This window comes from Celeribacter ethanolicus, from assembly GCF_001550095.1.
Lineage (GTDB): Bacteria > Pseudomonadota > Alphaproteobacteria > Rhodobacterales > Rhodobacteraceae > Celeribacter > Celeribacter ethanolicus.
In genome coordinates this window covers 117,306-132,929 of the sequence record NZ_LRUC01000045.1, presented here as the reverse complement: position 1 = coordinate 132,929, position 15,624 = coordinate 117,306, and the positions used below count along the sequence as shown (strand labels likewise).

The window sequence follows — 15,624 nt, the reverse complement described above, 5'->3', positions numbered from 1 at the left end:
CCGGTGGCGAAGGGTTCAAAACGCTTTGAAAGATGTTTGACTGTCGGGTCAAAACTGGGTCTGATAGCGCCAACAGGGACCTTCTGCCGCTTTGTGTGTCCAGACGGGGTGCGGCAGAAGGGGCGCGACAGAAAACTTCAGGGAGCCACGCGCATGTCGCAGAGATCAGAACGGACTTTGGAGACAGGGTGGCGGCTGTCGGATGGTCAGGGGCATGAGATCGAGGTCTCTTTGCCCTTCGATGCGGTGTCGTCTCTGGCCGCGGCGGGGCTGATCCCGGAGCCTTATGCCGGTCGCAATGCCGAAGATTTGCGCTGGATTGCCGAGCGGGACTGGGTGCTGTCGCGGACGGTGACACTGGACGACAGGACGGTGGAGCTGGTGCTTGAGGCGCTCGACGGGGTGGTCGAGGTGCAGGTGAACGGGCAGCTTGTGCTGACGGCGGACAATGCGTTTCGGACATGGCGTGCGGACCTGTCGGAGGTTGCGCGGGAGGGGGAGAACGAGATTGAATTGCGCTTTCTCTCCGTGGTGCGGGAGGCGGCGCGGCGGCAGGCGGAACAGCCGGTCGAGGTGCCCTATCACAAGGGCAATTGCCCGATCCCCGACATCAACATGCTGCGCAAACAGCAATGCGATTTCGGCTGGGACTGGAACCCGGCTCTGGCGCCGTTCGGGGCGGGGGCTGTGAGTATTTGTCCAGCAAAGGAAACCCGGTTCGGACGCATCGAGGTGGTGCAGGCGCATCATGACATCGAGAGCGAAAGCGTGTCGGTGACCGTGCGGGCGCATGTGGCGCATGGGGAAGGGGCATCCGTTGAGATGCGCTTTGCAGATCGGGTGCGGGAGGCGGTTGTCGAGGCTGGCGTGGCGGAGGCGAAGTTTTTCGTCGAGGTGCCGGAGTTCTGGTGGCCTGCAGGACAAGGCGCGCAGAGGCTTTACGATCTTGAGGTGATTTGCGGGGCGGCTGTGGCGACGCGTCGGATTGGTCTCCGGCGGATCGAACATGTGTGCTTGCGCGACGATCGGGGGCTTGGGTTCAAGTTTCGGGTCAACGGGCGCGATGTCTTTGCCAAGGGGGCGAACTGGGTGCCGGCCGAGGCGCTGTCGGGGCGTGTGGACCGTGCGAAGGTGCGCGATTTGCTGCAATCGGCGGTGGAGGCGCATATGAACATGATCCGGGTCTGGGGCGGCGGGCGTTATGAACCGGATTGGTTCTATGATCTTTGCGATGAGCTTGGGCTGATGGTGTGGCAGGACTTTATGTTCGCCTGCAATCTCTACCCGGCGGATGCGGCGTTTCTCGACAATGTGGTGGCGGAGGTGCGGGAGCAGGTTGAGCGCCTGTCGCATCACGCCTGTCTGGCGCTGTGGTGCGGCGACAATGAGATCATCGGTATGCTCGATGAGTTGACCGGGGGCGGGGCGGAACGGGACCGGCATCTGGTGGCCTATGATCGGCTGAACCGGACGATTGAGACAGCGTTGAAAGAGGTCGATCCGGAGGCGAATTGGTGGCCGTCCTCGCCGTCGCGCGGGCGGCTTGATTTTGGCGATGGCTGGCATGACGGCGGCTCGGGGGACATGCATGTCTGGGAGGTCTGGCACGAGAACAAGCCGTTTGCGGCGTATCGGGATGTACGTCCGCGGTTTGTATCGGAATTCGGGTTTCAGTCCTTTCCGTCACAGGGGGTGGCGGCGGAGTGGATCGGCGATCTGAACCCGTCCTCGCCCGCGATGGAAAGCCATCAGAAGAATGCGGGCGGCAACGCGCGGATCGTGACCACGATGATGCGGGAGTTTCGCCTGCCGCAGCGCATGGAGGATGTGATCTACCTGAGTCAGGTGCAGCAGGGGTTGGCGCTCAAGACCGCGATCTCCGCGTGGCGGGCGCAGAAGGGATCGTGTTGGGGCACGCTTTATTGGCAACTCAACGACACATGGCCCTGTGCGAGTTGGTCGACGCTGGATCATGGCGGCGGATGGAAGCTGTCACATCATATGGCAGCGCGGTTTTATGCGCCGATTTCGGTGTTGGTCGTGCCCGAGGGTGAAAAGGATGTTTTCTTCATTGTCAATGACTTCGGAGAAAATGTCGATGTGACGGTGCAGGTGGCCGCCGTCGATCTGGCGGGCCGGGCGCGGCCCTTGGCGGAGGTCGAGGTGTCGACCTGGCCGTCAAAGGCGCTGGAGCTGTTCGATCTGCCGACCGGGACGCTGAAGGACGATGAGATTTACGTCTTTACATGGCAGTATGAAGGCGGCGCCGGAGGGGATTTCTATGCTCCGAAGGCATGGAAGGAATATGACCTTTGCGACCCAAGAATTTCGATGAATATCAAAGAGACGGAAGGCGAAGTTGAGATTGCGTTGGAGGCGAAAGCGCTCGCGCCCTTCGTGGCGCTTGAGGCCGATGTGCCGGGGCGGTTTTCGGCCAATGCGGTGACGCTTTTGCCGGGGATGTCTGTGAAGATCAGGTTTGTGCCGGAAGAGATTGGAAAACCTGTGAATTTCACCTTGAGAGACCTGTATTCCGCAACCATGGGAGGCACGCTGTGAAACGCTCGACCGTCAATGAGATCATCCGCGAGGCGGATGCGTTTATGAAGTCTTTCGGCTTTGTCCTGCCGCCCTTTGCCTATCTGACGCCGGAGGCGTTGCAGGCGCATGTGGCGGGCGGTGGTGCGGTGATCCGGGATCACATGATGGGCTGGGACATCACGGATTACGGTCAGGGGGATTTCGAACATCTCGGGCTGTTTCTGTTCACGCTCAGGAACGGTAATGCGGCGAATGTGGCGCGAGGCATGGGGCCGCTCTATGCGGAGAAATTGCTGATTTCGGAGGAGAACCAGATCAGCCCGATGCATCACCACATCAAGAAGACTGAGGACATCATCAACCGCGGTGGCGGGACGCTGGTGTTGGAGCTTTGGACCCGGTCTGACGACGGCGGCTTCGATGAAACTGCGCCGGTGGAGGTACTGACCGACGGTCAGGTGCGCCGGTTGAAGCCCGGCGAACATCTGGCGCTGGCGCCCGGCGAGAGCGTGACGCTGGAGCCGTGGCACTGGCATGCGTTCTGGGGCGAGGGCGGCAAGGTTTTGATCGGCGAGGTGTCGAATGTGAATGACGACCGCACGGACAACATCTTTCGCGACCCCATTGGGCGGTTTTCGCAACTGGACGAAGACGCGGCCCCGCTGCACCTTTTGGTCAGCGATTACGACGACTGGCTTTGAGGGAGGATGCCATGAGCTATGTGCCGGCAGAGACGCGGTATGACAAGATGATCTACAATCGGTGTGGGCGATCCGGGCTGAAACTTCCGGCGATCTCCTTGGGGTTGTGGCACAATTTCGGCCATGACACGCCGCATCAGGTGAAGCGCGAGATCCTGCACACGGCTTTCGATCTGGGCATCACGCATTTCGATCTGGCGAACAATTACGGCCCGCCGCCGGGCAGCGCCGAAGAGGCGTTCGGCGAGATTTTGCGAAGCGATTTTAAAGGCTACCGGGATGAGATGATCATTTCCTCGAAGGCGGGGTATGAGATGTGGCCGGGGCCTTATGGCGAATGGGGATCGCGCAAATATCTGATGGCCTCCTGCGATCAATCGCTGAAACGCATGGGGGTCGAGTATGTCGACATCTTCTATTCTCACCGTTTCGATCCCGAGACGCCCTTGGAGGAAACCATGGGCGCGCTCGATGCGATTGTCCGGCAGGGCAAGGCGCTCTATGTCGGGATTTCGTCTTACAATACCGAGCGGACGCGGCAGGCGGTGGCGATCCTGAACGATCTCGGCACGCCCTGTGTGATCCATCAGCCGTCGTACAATATGCTCAACCGCTGGGTGGAGCGCGACGGGTTGAAGGATACTTTGAAAGAGCTGGGCGTCGGCTCCATCGCCTTTACGCCGCTGGCGCAGGGCATGCTGACGAACAAATATCTCAAGGGCATTCCCGAAGGTTCGCGCGCCACGCAGCACAAATCGCTCGATCCGAAAATGCTGTCAGATCATGCCATTGCAAGCCTCAATGCGCTCAACGAGATCGCCGCCGCGCGGGGGCAGACGCTGGCGCAGATGGCGCTCGCTTGGGTGTTGCGCGAGGGCGGGATCACCTCGGCGCTCATTGGCGCGTCGAAATCGTCTCAGGTGGTCGATTGCGTCGGTGCGCTCGACACTCTGAGCTTTACGGCGGAGGAACTGGCGGCCATTGACGCCCATGCCGACGAGGAAAAGATCAACCTCTGGGCAACGTCTTCCGAAGGGCGCGGTGAAAAGGCGTAACCGCCTGTGATACAAGCCATTGTGGGCGTGCGCGCCTCGGTGTAGCCTTGGGGAACAACGTTTCGGGAGGGTGCCATGTCGGGTTGGGTCTCGCGTCTGATGATCTACGATCTTGAGGAGGGGCAGGTCATGCCCGTTCTGGAGACCGGGTTGGAGATTGCCGCGCCGAACTGGGTGCCGGATGGCTCGGCGCTCATCGTCAATGGCGATGGCAGCCTGTTTTGGGTCGAGCTGGACGACCCGGAGCTTTTGGAGATCGACACCGGGCTTTGCGTCAACGTCAACAACGATCACGGCCTGTCGCCCGATGGCGATACGCTCTATTTTACCGATCATTCCTACGGCGGCGCGGCGCGGATCTGGCGCATGGCGCTTGGCGTCGATGAGGCCGATCCTGTCGAGGTGACGGCCAAGCAACCGTCGTGGTTCCATGGCATTTCGCCGGACGGGCGGATGATCTGCTATACGGCGGTGCGCGAAGGGTTGTTCGGGATTTACACGGCGAAGGCGGATGGCTCGGGCGAGACCTGTATCATCGAGGGGGCGCATCGCTATGACGGGCCGGATTTCTCGCCCTGTGGCGAATGGATCTGGTTCAACTCGGACCGTCTGGGCGAAAGCGAGCTTTGGCGCGTGCGGGCGGATGGATCGGGGCTTGAGCGGATGACGGAGGACGCGATGGTCAATTGGTTCCCGCATCCGGGGCCGGATGGGCAGGTGGTCTATCTGGCCTATCCCGAGGGCACCATCGGCCATCCTTCGGGGTTTCAGGTCGAGCTTCGGCTCTGGACTGGCAAGGACCGGGCGGTGGAAAGCCTCGTGCAGCTGACCGGCGGTCAGGGGACGATCAACGTGCCGTCCTGGTCGCCCGATGGCAAAGCTTTTGCCTATGTCGAATATGCGGGTTGATCTGACGCTGTGTCTTGTTCTGCTCGGCGGGGCCGCCGGGGCGTTTGACCTGCCCGCGCCCGTGACGGATGCCGATTACCTGCCGGTGAGCGAGGCTGAAGCCGCATTGGGCCAGCTTTTGTTCTACGACCCGATCCTGTCGGGCAACGAGAATATCTCCTGTTCGACCTGCCATCATCCGCGCTTTGGCACCTCTGACGGGCTGTCTTTGGGCATGGGCGAGGGCGGCATCGGATTGGGGCCGGATCGGGTCGCGGACCCGGCGAATGTGCCGGAGGACCGGGTGCCGCGCAACGCGCCCGCGCTTTACAATCTCGGCGCGCGCGCGTTCACCCATATGTTTCATGACGGGCGGGTCGAGCGGGTGAATGGAGCGCTGCGCGTGCCGATCGAGGACGGGTTTTTCGCCGAAGTCTCCGGCATTCTGGCGACGCAGGCGGCGTTTCCGGTGCTCTCGCCCGATGAAATGGGCGGCAATGTCAGCGAGAACCCTCTGTCGAAAGCGATCCGCATGGGGCGGTTTTCCGGCGAGGGCGGCGCGTGGGACATGATCGCCGCCAAGGTTGCGGGCATTCCCGAATATCAGGCGCGGTTCGAGGCGGTCTATCCCGAGATCGCGGCGGGGCGGGAGATCGGCTTTGCCGATATTTCCAACGCCATCGCCGGGTTTATGGCCTTCGAATTTCGCGCCGATGACAGCGCGTTTGACCTTTTTTTGCGGGAAGAGGCGGCGCTTTCGGATCAGGCCGCAGAGGGCATGGCACTGTTTTATGGTGAGGCGGGATGCGCCGCCTGCCATGCCGGGTCGTTCCAGACCGATCACGATTTTCACGCCATGGGTCAGCCGCAATTCGGCCCCGGCAAGACGCTCGATTTCGAACGCGGCAGCCGCGACGAGGGCCGGTTTCGCGTCACCGGCAAGGCGGAAGATCTCTATGCGTTTCGCACGCCCTCCTTGCGCAACGTGACGCTCACAGCGCCCTATGGCCATGCCGGGGCCTATCGCGATTTGCGGAGTTTCATCGTGGCCCATCTCGCGCCTGCCGACAGTCTTTTGCACTATGATCGGGCGCAGGCGATCCTGCCGGATTTGCCGGTGGAGGACTGGGAGGTTATGGACACGGAGGCGGATGTGGCGGCGATCCTGTCGGCCATCGAGGTCGAGGATCGGACGCTGCCGGAGGCCGGGATCGACGCGCTGATGGCGTTTTTGGCGGCGCTTGAGGACGATCCGAAACGATTGGGCATCCCGGAGCGGGTGCCCTCGGGGCTGTCTTTCGAGAAATAAGCTCAGCGCGCCAGTTGCACCCAGCGATTGAGCCGGTCGATCCCGACCCAGTCCGTTTGAGTGCCATCCGGCCATGTCACCCGAACCCGCGCCGTTTCTGTCGCGCCAAGACCGAAATGCAGCGGCACCGCCTTGCCGGAGCCATGCGAGCCGCCGACGGTGATCTCCTGCATCTGGGTGGCCGCGTCGGTCGCAATCTCGACCACCGCGCCGACGCCGCGCGGGTTGACCCCCGGCTGTGTCAGGCTGATGTCGAGCCAGTTTCCCGAAGGGGTGACGTTTTCATAAAGCTCCATCGGGCTGTCGCGGTTGACCACCACCAGATCGAGCCGCCCGTCGCCATTGAAATCCACCATATGCGCGCCGCGGGATTTGGCGAAAGAGGCCACCCCCGCCGCAATGGAGACCTCGCGGAAGGTGCCATTGGGCTTTTGCTGCAAAAGGTTGTTCGGGTCGCGCGCGGCATTGTTGGGCATCTGTTCGACATTGCCCTTGGCGATGAACAGATCGACGCGTCCGTCATTGTCCAGATCGCCCCAATCCGCCGCCCAGCCGGTCGAGGCGCGCCCGTCATCGCCCAGGTGAGGCCGGTGCGCATAGGTGCCGATGTCGAAAGGCGCGGGTTCATAGGTGCCGCCCGGGTGGCCGAATTGCAAAAGCTGATCGCCCATCGAGGTCAGCATGACATCCGGCACCGCGTCGCCGTTGATGTCGCGCTCGGCGATGCCCATGCCCCAGAGCGAGACCCGCTCCCAGCCGTCGCTCACGTCGAGAAAACGATTTTTTTGAAGGTCATAGACCTGCTCATAGCCGCCTTTGACGTAGTAATGCCGGTCGTTCGACAGCCGCAGGCTCTGGACGCCGCGCGCGCCTTTGGAGATCAGGGCGGAGAGGGTGCAAAAGCCGGGGCTGAGCGGGGTTTTGTCCCAACCGTGCACGGCTGGGCGGTGCAATTCATTGCTGTCGCAGGCCTCGAACGGGCCGTTCGGGTCGTCGCGGTTGACGTAATTGCCGAAGAACAGCGTTGGGCGGTCAGTGTCGCCCTCCCAACCGGCCGCGAAAGCGGTGGTCCAGCGGTCTCCGCCGTCAAAGCCCCAAGCGTCGTTTGCCACCTCGAAGCGGCAGTCGCCCATGCCTTTGAGCAAGAGATTTTCGCCCACGCGCAGCACGGCGAGATCGAGCGTGCCGTCGCTGTCGATGTCGAGCGGGTAGGCCCCGGTGACGCCGGAGATTAGCGGCAGGGGGGCGCGGTCGAACCGAAGCGCGCGCCCCTGACCGGAGCGGTTGAGCATCAGGCTGGCCGGGATCGCACCGCCCGCTGCGAAGATCTCCGGTAGGCCGTCGCCGTTGCAATCGAACACCGCCAGCCCGCCGCCGACGTAAAATTCCCAGCCTCCGGCGTAGATTTGCGCCGGGAGGGCGTCGGAGCGGTCTTGGAATTGCGGGATGGTCTGGGCCTGTGCCGCGACGGGCAGGGCAAGGACAGGCAGGGCAAGGGCTGCGGCGAAAAAGCGGGCGCGGGTCATCCGACCAATGTCTCCGTGGCAAATTCAAGCGCCAGCGCCCCCGCGCCCCGTGCCCAGACCAGATCGCCCCAGGCGTGGATTTCCACGGGCGTGGGCGGTCGACCGGGACGATGGGTGAGCGCGCGGGTCTCGCTCAGCACCTCTTCGGCATAGAGAAAATCGTAGCGCAAACGGTCGCCGGAGAGAAGGATCAAGGCCGGATCGAACAGCGTCACCACATTGGCAAGCCCGACGGCAAGATAGCGCCCCGCGCGGGAAAAGATCGTCCGGGCCAAGGCGTTGCCCTCCTTGGCCTGTCGGTAGAGGGTTTCCAGCATCACGTCGGCGCAGGTGCTTTGATGGCCGAGGTTGAGCGCGGTGTGCGCCTCGCGCACCAAGGCGTAATCGGCGACATAGGCCTCAAGGCAGCCGCGCTGACCGCAGCGACAGAGCGCGCCGTCGAGCTGCACCTTCGTGTGACCGATCTCCATGCCATGCCCCATGCCGCCGCGATGCAGGCGGTGGTTGATCACAAGCCCCATGCCGACGCCATGCTCGATGGAGACCACGGCGAAGTTGTCGAGACCGCGCCCCTCGCCGAACCACAGCTCCGCGAGCGCCAGAAGGTTGGCGTCATTGTCGATCCGCACCGGCGCGCAGAGACGGGCGGTCAGCAGATCGCGGAGCGGAATGTCGGATTCTTCCATGAAGGGGCACCAGAGCACGCGGCCGAGATCGAAATCGACCATGCCGGGCAGGCCGAGGGCGATGGCGTCGGGGCGGGCGTCGATGCGTCCGGCGTCTTGCAGGGCGGCCTGTACGAGCACCTCCGCTTCGGTCAGGATCTCTTCGGTGCTGCGCGCGGTGGGCGGCGCGGGCAGGGTGGCGGAGCCGAGAAGCTGACCGGCGAGATCAAGCACCACGGCGGAGTTCGAACGGTCGGAGATTTTGACCCCGACGACCATCCCGGCGCAGGGCCGGATCTTGAGGCCGACGGGCGGGCGACCGCGCCCGCCATCGCCTTCGCGGCGCGGCAGGTCGGTTTCCTCGATCAGCCCCGTGGCGATCAGGTCGGCGGCGGTTTGGGTCACGGTGGCGGGGGAAAACCCGGTCTGGCGCGACAGATCCACGCGCGGGATCGCGCCTGCGGCGCGTACCGCTTCGAAAAGCTGTTGACGTGTCGATTTGGCGCTGCTGTCCGGCGTTGGAAACAGCGGTCCGCAGCCGGTGCCTTGTGCCCGATGCTCCGGGGAGGTGTCCGAGGCGAGGTCCGTGGTCGTGGGATCGGGCGCGGCGGGCGTATCTGGCAGTCCAGTGTCGGGCATTATAGTTTACCTGTCTAATTAAATGCCGCCCTGCAGCATGAAATTTCACGGTTTTCATCTGTTTGATGATTCATTTACACCTAATTTTTCGGCAAAAGCGAGATTATTTTTTTGACAGGTGAATTAAATATGGCATGCTTTTGACATCCGGCTGCGAGTCGGGCTGTCGTTTGGTCTCTTGAGGAGGAGGGCGGCGACGGTGTGAATCTTTGGGAGGAAATTCATGCGTAAATCCATGTTGATGGCGGCCACGATTGTGGCGGCCGGTTTCACGGCGTCTGCCACGACGTCCGCCATGGCCGAAGGGCTGACGGTGGGCGTGAGCTGGTCCAACTTTCAGGAGGAGCGCTGGAAGACGGACGAGGGCGCGATCAAGGCGGCTCTTGAGGCGGCGGGCGCGACCTATGTCTCGGCGGACGCGCAATCGTCCTCGGCCAAACAGCTTTCCGACATTGAAAGCCTGATTGCGCAGGGCGTCGATGCGCTGATCGTTCTGGCGCAGGACACCCAGGCGGTGATCCCGGCGGTGCAGATGGCCGCCGACGAGGAGATCCCGGTGATCGCCTATGACCGGCTGATCGAGGACCCGCGCGCCTATTACCTGACCTTCGACAATGTCGAGGTCGGGCGGTTGCAGGCGAAAGCGGTCTATGAGGCCCAGCCGACCGGCAATTACGTGATGATCAAGGGCTCGCCGACCGATCCGAACGCCGACTTCCTGCGCGGCGGTCAGCAAGAGGTGTTGCAGGCGGCGATTGACGCGGGCGACATCACCATTGTGGGCGAGGCCTATACCGACGCCTGGCTTCCGGCCAATGCGCAGCGCAACATGGAATCGATCCTGACCGCCAATGACAACAAGGTGGATGCGGTCGTGGCCTCGAATGACGGTACGGCGGGCGGCGCTGTGGCCGCGCTCATGGCGCAGGGCATGGCGGGCATTCCGGTCTCCGGTCAGGATGGCGATCACGCCGCCCTTAATCGTATCGCGCTTGGCACCCAGACGGTGTCGGTGTGGAAGGACTCGCGCGAGCTGGGCAAGAATGCCGCCGAGATCGCGGTTGAACTGGCAGGGGGGATGATGGCGTCCGATGTCGAGGGCACGGTCGATTTCACCACCCCGGGCGGCAAGGAGATGAAGGCCATGTTCCTCGCGCCGATCCCGATCACCCGCGACAACCTCGACGTGGTGGTGGATGCCGGCTGGATCACCAAGGATGCGCTGTGCCAGGGCGTCACGGACGGCCCGTCGCCCTGTAACTGATCCGCACTTGAACTGGGACCGAAAGACCTGCGCGGGTGTGGCCTGCGCAGGTCCTGCCGGGGAACCGGCGGGACTGAGACGCCTTTGGGAGGGGCGAAAAGGATCATGACGATGACAGATCACAGGGCAGATCAGGGAACAGGCCCGGACAGCGGCCTGCCGGCAATGCGCAAGAGCCTGTTGGGGCAACTGGAACTCGACATGCGTCTCATGGGGATGGTGGGGGCCTTCATTGCCATTGCGTTGGCCTTCAATTTCTTCACCGAGGGGCGGTTCATCACGCCGCGCAACACCTTCAATCTGACGGTTCAGACCGTGTCCGTGGCGATCATGGCGACCGGCATGGTGTTCGTCATCGTCACCCGTCATATCGACCTTTCCGTCGGCGCCGTGCTGGCCATCGCCTCTGCCATGGGCGCGATGATGCAGGCGCGCTGGCTGCCGCAAGTGATCGGTCTCGACTACGGCAATCCGATGATCGCGCCCTTGGCGATCCTGACATGCCTGACCGTGGGCACGCTGATCGGTGCTTTCAATGGCTGGCTCATCGGCTATCAGGGCATCCCGGCCTTCATCGTCACCCTTGGGGGGCTGCTGATCTGGCGCTATGTCGGCTGGTATGTCACCGACGGCCAGACGATTGCGCCTCTGGACAAGACCTATCTCGTTCTGGGCGGGGCGGAAGGCACGCTTGGGGTGACCTTGTCCTGGATCGTTGGCGCTTTGGCCGTCGCGGCCTCTGTCTATGCGCTTTATAACGCGCGCAAGGCCAAGAAGAGCCACGGGTTCCCGACGAAGCCGCTCTGGGCCGAATTCACTGTGGGTGGCCTGATCGTTGCGGTCATTATCGGCTATGTCGCCACGCTCAACGCCTATGACATTCCGACCGGCAAGCTGCGGCGCATGTTCGAAGCGCGGGGCGAGGTGCTGCCCGATGGCTATACCGAGGCCTACGGCCTGCCGGTGTCGGTCATTGTGCTGATCGTGGTGGCGATTGCCATGACGATGCTCGCCAAGAAGACGCGGCTCGGCAAATATATCTTCGCCACCGGCGGCAACCCGGATGCGGCGGAGCTGTCGGGGATCAACACCAAACTGCTGACGGTCAAGATTTTTGCGTTGATGGGGTTTCTCTGTGGCCTCTCCGCGGTGATCGCCTCCGCGCGTCTGGCGTCGCATGCCAATGACATCGGCACTCTGGACGAGCTGCGCGTGATCGCGGCGGCGGTGATCGGCGGCACGGCTTTGTCCGGTGGCATCGGCACTATTCACGGGGCGATCCTGGGCGCGCTGATCATGCAATCGCTGCAATCCGGCATGGCGATGGTGGGTGTCGATGCGCCGCTTCAGAACATCGTCGTCGGCTCGGTCCTCGTGTTCGCGGTCTGGATCGACATTCAGTACCGCAAGAAACTTGGCATCAAGGTGTAAGGAGAGACGATCATGAGCAGCAATCCGAACACCGGCACGCCTCTTGTCGAATTGAAAGACATCTCCATCGCCTTCGGCGGCGTCAAGGCGGTGGATCATGTCACGATTGATCTCTATCCCGGCGAGGTCGTGGGCCTTCTGGGCCATAACGGCGCGGGCAAATCGACCCTGATCAAATGCCTCTCCGGTGCCTATCAGAAGGATGCGGGCGAGATTTTTATCAATGGAGAGAAAGCCGAGATCCGCAACACCCGCGATGCGCGGCGTTACAATGTCGAAACGATCTACCAGACGCTGGCGCTGGCGGACAATCTCGATGCGGCGTCGAACCTGTTCCTGGGCCGCGAGTTGGTGACGCCTCTGGGCTTTGTCGACGAGCCGGCGATGGAGGCCGAGACCCGCAAGATCATGGGGCGGCTCAACCCGAACTTCCAGAAGTTCAAAGTGCCGGTCTCCGCACTTTCGGGCGGTCAAAGGCAATCGGTGGCCATCGCCCGGGCGGTCTATTTCAACGCCAAGATCCTGATCATGGATGAACCCACCGCCGCGCTGGGCCCGCATGAGACCCAGATGGTCGCGGAGCTGATCGAGGAACTGAAGGCGCAGGGGCTGGGGATTTTCCTCATCGAGCACGACATTCACAACGTCATGCGGCTTTGCGACCGGGCGATGGTGATGAAGAACGGTCAGAAGGTCGGTACGGTCAACGTGGGCGAGGTCACGGACGAGGATATTCTCGGCATGATCATCATGGGGAAAAAGCCGCCGCAGGCGTATTGAACCCGGCGCATTGATAAAACGGGGCAGGTGTCCCGTTCTCAACCAACGGATGTCACATGTATATCGGACTTGATCTCGGGACCTCCGGTCTCAAAGCCCTTCTGATCGACGCGGATCAGAGCGTCGTGGCGGAGGCGAATGCGGCGCTCACCAACGAGCGCCCGCAGGATGGCTGGTCGGAACAGGACCCGGCCAGTTGGCTTGCCGCCTGCGACACGGTCATGGCGGCTTTGGGCGACAAGGCGGACCTGTCGGGCGTGAAGGGCATCGGTCTGTCGGGGCAGATGCACGGCGCGACGTTGCTTGATGCCTCAGATCGGGTCTTGCGTCCCTGCATCCTGTGGAACGACACGCGGTCCTACCGCGAGGCTGCCGCGCTCGACGCCGATCCGCAGTTTCGCGCCATCACCGGCAATATCGTCTTTCCGGGCTTCACCGCACCCAAGCTTGTGTGGGTAAAACACAATGAGCCGGACACTTTCAAAGCGACCGTCAAGGTCTTGCTTCCGAAAGATTATCTGCGCCTCTACCTCACCGGAGAGTTCGTCGGTGAGATGTCCGACAGCGCTGGCACCGCCTGGTTCGACACCGCCGCACGGAATTGGTCGGATGCGCTTTTGGCGGCTACAGACATGGATCGCAGTTACATGCCGCGTCTGGTCGAGGGCTCCGAAGTTTCCGGTCAATTGCGCCCGGAACTGGCGGCCCAATGGGGCCTGTCCCCGTCATGCGTGATCGCGGGCGGTGGCGGTGACAATGCCGCCTCGGCCATCGGGGGGGGCGTCGTCAAAGCCGGACAGGCTTTCGTGTCGCTCGGCACCTCCGGCGTGTTGTTCGCGGCCAATGACGGCTATCAGCCGGATGCGGAAACTGCCGTTCACACCTTTTGCCATGCTCTGCCGGAGACCTGGCACCAGATGGGCGTGATCCTGGCCGCGACCGATGCGCTCAACTGGTACGGTCGCTTTGTCGGCAAAGGTGCGGCGGAGCTGACGGCCAATCTGGGATCGCTCAAAGCGCCGACCAGGACACAATTCCTGCCCTATTTGGGCGGCGAACGCACGCCATTGAACGATGCCGCGATCCGGGGCGCTTTCACGGGCCTCGAACACGCGACCGACACGGCGGCGGGTACCCGCGCGGTGCTCGAAGGGGTCACCTTTGCGATCAAAGACTGCGCCGAAGCACTGGCCGCGACCGGGACCAGGATCGACCGGCTTCTGGCCGTCGGTGGCGGCTCGAAATCGCATTACTGGCTGGAGGCGATTGCCACCGCTTTGGGCGTGCCGGTGGACCTGCCCGTCGCTGGCGATTTTGGTGGCGCCTTCGGTGCCGCGCGTCTGGGCATGATGGCCACGACCGGCGGCGGTGCGGAGATCGCCACCGCGCCGCGCATCCAGGCCACCATTGACCCGATTTCCGATTTGACGGCGGCTTATGACGACGGGTTCGCCCGCTTCAAGGCCGCACAACATGCACTCAAGAGGCTGACATGACAGAGTTTTTCCAGAACATCCCGAAGATCACATATGAAGGCCCGGCGAGCGACAACGAGTTCGCTTTCAAACATTACAACCCCGACGAGGTGGTGATGGGCAAGCGGATGGAGGAGCATCTGCGCTTTGCCGTCGCCTATTGGCACAGCTTTGCCTATGAGGGCGGCGACCCGTTCGGCGGGCGGACCTTTGATCGTCCGTGGTTCGGCGAGGGCATGGAGAAGGCCAAAATGAAGGCCGATGTGGCCTTCGAGATGTTCGACATCCTGCAAGCGCCGTTCTTCTGTTTCCACGACCTCGATGTGCGGCCCGAAGGCGCGAGTTTTGCCGAGAGCAAACGCAACCTCGAAGAGATCGTCGATTATTTCACCGAGAAGATGGAAAGCTCGAAAACGAAACTGCTTTGGGGCACCGCGAACCTCTTTACCCATCGCCGGTTCATGGCCGGATCGGCGACCAACCCGGACCCGGAGGTGTTTGCCTACTCTGCGGCGACGATCAAGAGCTGCATGGATGCGACGATCAAGCTGGGCGGCGAGAATTACGTGCTTTGGGGCGGACGCGAGGGCTATGAGACGCTGCTCAATACCGATCTGACGCGCGAGGCGGATCAGGCTGCGCGGATGCTGGAAATGGTGGTGGAATACAAACACAAGCGGGGTTGGAAAGGCGCCATTCTGGTGGAGCCGAAGCCGCAGGAGCCGTCGAAACACCAGTACGATTTCGACGTGGCAACGGTTTATGGCTTTCTGAAACGCTATGGCCTTGAGGGCGAGGTCAAGATGAACATCGAGCAGGGGCATGCCATCCTCGCGGGGCATTCCTTTGAGCATGAGCTGGCGCTGGCGGCCTCTCTGGGGATTTTCGGCTCGATCGACATGAACCGCAACGATTACCAGTCCGGCTGGGACACGGACCAGTTCCCGAACGCGCCGCATGAGGTGGCGCTGGCCTATTACGAGGTGTTGAAAGCGGGGGGCTTCACCACCGGCGGCACCAATTTCGATGCGCGCATTCGGCGGCAATCGCTGGACCCTGAGGATTTGATTTTGGCCCATGTCGGCGGCATGGATATGTGCGCGCGGGGGCTGAAAGCGGCGGCGGCGCTGTTGGAGGACGGGCGGCTGGAGGCCAACCGGGCGGCGCGCTATGCCGATTGGGGGCGGCCGGAGAATGCGGATATGTTGGATCACGGCGATCTCGAAGGGATCGAGGCGCGGGTGCTGGCCGACGCGATCAACCCGGAGCCGCGCTCGGGGCGGCAGGAGCGGTTGGAGAACCTTGTGAGCGGGTTCATCTGATGGGAAAGGCGGGGAAAACCCCGACTTT

12 protein-coding genes are annotated in these 15,624 nt (G+C 62.6%); 10 read left to right on the top strand and 2 right to left on the bottom strand.

Translation table 11 applies throughout. The features are described 5' to 3' along the window. Positions 1-153 precede the first annotated feature (153 nt). The 5 genes from NH195_RS16425 (at position 154) to NH195_RS16405 (ending at position 6,494) form a co-directional block, all read left to right on the top strand. Complete coding sequence (locus NH195_RS16425; protein WP_066709364.1) at positions 154-2,559, top strand: beta-mannosidase; 2,406 nt, start codon at positions 154-156, stop codon at positions 2,557-2,559. Next, a complete protein-coding gene (locus NH195_RS16420; RefSeq protein ID WP_066709361.1) occupies positions 2,556-3,242 on the top strand; it encodes a D-lyxose/D-mannose family sugar isomerase in 687 nt (228 codons plus the stop codon). Before NH195_RS16425 ends, NH195_RS16420 begins: the two co-directional genes overlap by 4 nt. A gap of 11 nt (positions 3,243-3,253) precedes the next feature. After that, positions 3,254-4,297, top strand: a complete 1,044-nt coding sequence (mgrA, locus tag NH195_RS16415) for an L-glyceraldehyde 3-phosphate reductase (RefSeq protein WP_066709358.1) — start codon at positions 3,254-3,256, stop codon at positions 4,295-4,297. Between the two features lie 75 nt (positions 4,298-4,372). Next, entirely contained in the window at positions 4,373-5,206 is an 834-nt protein-coding gene (locus NH195_RS16410; protein ID WP_066709354.1) for a TolB family protein, read from the top strand. Next, on the top strand, positions 5,196-6,494 hold the full coding sequence (locus NH195_RS16405) for a cytochrome-c peroxidase (protein ID WP_066709489.1): 1,299 nt from the start codon (positions 5,196-5,198) through the stop codon (positions 6,492-6,494). Before NH195_RS16410 ends, NH195_RS16405 begins: the two co-directional genes overlap by 11 nt. Positions 6,495-6,496: 2 nt before the next feature. Here NH195_RS16405 and NH195_RS16400 read toward each other — a convergent pair whose 3' ends face one another. Then, positions 6,497-8,020, bottom strand: coding sequence for a CRTAC1 family protein (locus tag NH195_RS16400; RefSeq protein WP_066709351.1), 1,524 nt, complete (start codon positions 8,018-8,020; stop codon positions 6,497-6,499). Further along, a complete protein-coding gene (locus tag NH195_RS16395) occupies positions 8,017-9,324 on the bottom strand; it encodes an ROK family transcriptional regulator (RefSeq protein WP_081423983.1) in 1,308 nt (435 codons plus the stop codon). Before NH195_RS16395 ends, NH195_RS16400 begins: the two co-directional genes overlap by 4 nt. Before the next feature lie 223 nt (positions 9,325-9,547). On the opposite strand from NH195_RS16395, the gene xylF reads away from it, so the two are divergent. The 5 genes from xylF (at position 9,548) to xylA (ending at position 15,596) form a co-directional block, all read left to right on the top strand. After that, positions 9,548-10,588 (top strand): D-xylose ABC transporter substrate-binding protein, encoded by a 1,041-nt coding sequence (gene xylF / locus NH195_RS16390; RefSeq protein ID WP_096805083.1) that lies wholly within the window; start codon positions 9,548-9,550, stop codon positions 10,586-10,588. A gap of 111 nt (positions 10,589-10,699) precedes the next feature. Beyond that, positions 10,700-12,019: a sugar ABC transporter permease gene (locus tag NH195_RS16385; protein WP_066709348.1), complete on the top strand. Its 1,320-nt coding sequence runs from the start codon at positions 10,700-10,702 to the stop codon at positions 12,017-12,019. 12 nt (positions 12,020-12,031) lie between these two features. After that, on the top strand, positions 12,032-12,799 hold the full coding sequence (locus tag NH195_RS16380; protein WP_066709345.1) for an ATP-binding cassette domain-containing protein: 768 nt from the start codon (positions 12,032-12,034) through the stop codon (positions 12,797-12,799). A gap of 56 nt (positions 12,800-12,855) precedes the next feature. Further along, positions 12,856-14,295, top strand: coding sequence for a xylulokinase (gene xylB / locus NH195_RS16375; RefSeq protein WP_066709343.1), 1,440 nt, complete (start codon positions 12,856-12,858; stop codon positions 14,293-14,295). Beyond that, entirely contained in the window at positions 14,292-15,596 is a 1,305-nt protein-coding gene (gene xylA, locus NH195_RS16370) for a xylose isomerase (protein WP_066709340.1), read from the top strand. Before xylB ends, xylA begins: the two co-directional genes overlap by 4 nt. Positions 15,597-15,624 lie beyond the last annotated feature (28 nt).